Source organism: Chryseobacterium sp. CG10_8, assembly GCF_058117085.1.
In genome coordinates this window covers 1-2,372 of record NZ_JBYVEB010000199.1, presented here as the reverse complement: position 1 = coordinate 2,372, position 2,372 = coordinate 1, and the positions used below count along the sequence as shown (strand labels likewise).

At 28.5% G+C, this 2,372-nt stretch carries 2 protein-coding genes; one reads left to right on the top strand and one right to left on the bottom strand.

What is annotated here, in order from left to right:
- Positions 1-68 precede the first annotated feature (68 nt).
- Positions 69-401, bottom strand: coding sequence for a single-stranded DNA-binding protein (locus AC4AGG_RS16080; RefSeq protein ID WP_489773037.1), 333 nt, complete (start codon positions 399-401; stop codon positions 69-71).
- Positions 402-741: 340 nt separating this feature from the next.
- Between AC4AGG_RS16080 and AC4AGG_RS16075 the strand changes: the two genes are divergently transcribed.
- On the top strand, positions 742-2,181 hold the full coding sequence (locus AC4AGG_RS16075) for a S41 family peptidase (RefSeq protein WP_489773036.1): 1,440 nt from the start codon (positions 742-744) through the stop codon (positions 2,179-2,181).
- Positions 2,182-2,372: the final 191 nt, after the last annotated feature.

Sequence of the window (2,372 nt, the reverse complement as noted above, 5' to 3'; positions counted from 1 at the left end):
TTAAGAAAATTAAGTAGAAAGCTATATAAAATGCTATTGAATAAAATTTATTCACGCTCTTATATTCTTTATTTAGTACCCAGAAGCACTAGTTCTTCAACTCTAATTTCGGTAACATATTTCTTTTGTCCATCTGCGCCATCATAAGAGCGGTACATTAGCTTGCCTTCAATGGCAATCTCCTTCCCTTTTGTAACATATTTTTGCATGATTTCGGCAGTCTTTCCAAAAGCCACCAAATTATGCCATTGAGTTTCCTCCACCTTCTCTCCTACCGAATTGGTGTAATAATCGTTAGTAGCAATAGTAACGGTAGCTTTGAGTCCACCATTTTCAAAATTAAAGATTTCAACCTCTTTTCCTGTGTGACCAATAAGCATCACTTTGTTTCTTAATGACATGATAATTAAATTTAAAAGTTAAACATCATTTTGAGTCGTTAGTTGTCTATCTCAAAACGCTTTTGCAAATTTGAAACAGCGGTGATTACTTATCCGTATAGAAAACGATTAATACCATTTGTATCCGTTTGTAAATACTTACTTTCAATAAGTTTTTCGATGAAGATATTTAAAATGCGCAATTCTTCAAAAATTCAATAGTCTTAAAATCACACAATAACTATTTGATTAACAGTTGATTGATTAAATAATTGAAATTTTGTCATTTTAAACTAATTGCGTATATTTGAGAGTTGGGCAACATTCAAAATAAAGTAAAACCTCAAAAGAATATTTAAATTTGAAAACATATCTAAGTTTATTTTTGATTTTCTTAAACTTACTTTCCTTTGGTCAAAAAAAAGAATTTACCGATTCTCTTTTCATAAAATCTCTACAAAAGGATAGTATAAAAATTGAATTTTCTGAATTGTACAATTTGACAAATACAATTCATCCAGGGCAATATATGTTTTGTTCAAAAGATGAATTTGACAAAACCTATTCAATGCTTCAAAATTCCATTAAAAATAATTTATCCATTATTGAATATTATAAATTAACTGCTACTTTAATGGCAAAGATAAAAGATGGGCACACTGCCACTGACAGAAGTAAAATTAGTTCATTAATGCAAAATAAAAGTGTTTTTCCTTTTAGTATTTATAAAATTAAGAATAAGTATTTTTTTGATAAAACCATAGAAAATTATAAAAGTTTCATAGGTTGTGAAATTTTAAAAATCAATGACAAAAAAATAGAAACGATTAGCAAAGAACTTCAAAAGTATATTCATTTAGAGGGAAATAATAAGTCAGGTTTAAATGTCAGATTTAGAAGTTTTCCCTTTTATTATTTTATTTATAATCAATCTGATAACTTTAGTATTGAATATATTGATAGTAATAAACAAAAGAAATCTGTAAACTTGAAAGGTATTGCTTATAAAGACTTTACAAAGGTATTAAATCAAAACATAGAACCTTTAACTACTGAATTTTTAAGTGAAAAAATAGGCGTTATCAAGTTTCATTCATTCGCAAATGGCTATAATGAAACAGATAGAAAAAATGCTGAATTACAATTGGATTTGTTTTTCAAAAAAGCTGATAGTTTAAAAACAACTGATTTGATTCTTGATTTAAGAGATAATGGTGGTGGAGCAACAGAAATAGCAAGCTATTTATTTTCATATTTAACATCTAAGCCGTTCTATTATTTTGATTATGTAGGAGCAAAATATAATAGTGTTAAAGATTGGAAGCATTTTGCTCAATATCCAAATAATATTGAAGAAATTGAACTTTCGGAAACCAAATTAATAAATGGTCTACATTGTTATACAGCAACAGATAGTGCAGATTATTGGTGGTTTGAGCAACAACAAAACAAAACAAATCACTTCAAAAGGAAACTAAGTGTTTTAATTGACGGAGGATGTTTCTCGACAACAGGACACTTATTGGCATTATTGCAAAACTATAAAATAGGAACATTTTATGGAGCATATTCTCAAGGAAGTAATTACAGTAATTCAGGCGGACAAGCTTTTATTTTACCTTATTCTAAAACTTTAGTTTGGATTCCAATATTTCAATATAAAATGAGAACACCAAACTTTAAGTATGATAATAAAGGAATTAAACCTGATTTTGAAATAGAAATTGAACCTAACGATTTAAAGACAAAATTCGACAGACAATTAGACTTTGTACTGAGAAAAATAAATGCAGAAAAATGAACGATCGCCCAACAGTGTATTAGCAAAAGCGGGCTTGAATACTCAAATTGAAAATTTGAATTTTCTTCGCCGCCACTGCTTTTCAATTCCGTATTTATTTTGTAAGTTTACTTCATTGAAAAAGCATTGGCTCAGTTTGGTTGAAAACTGAACTTTCAGTTCACTTTTCGCCCGCCTTCGCTAATACTTTT

What these genes read in the sequence shown, in the direction of transcription:
- AC4AGG_RS16080 (WP_489773037.1), bottom strand. Translation starts at nt 401, where the DNA reads ATGTCATTAAGAAACAAAGTGATGCTTATTGGTCACACAGGAAAAGAG.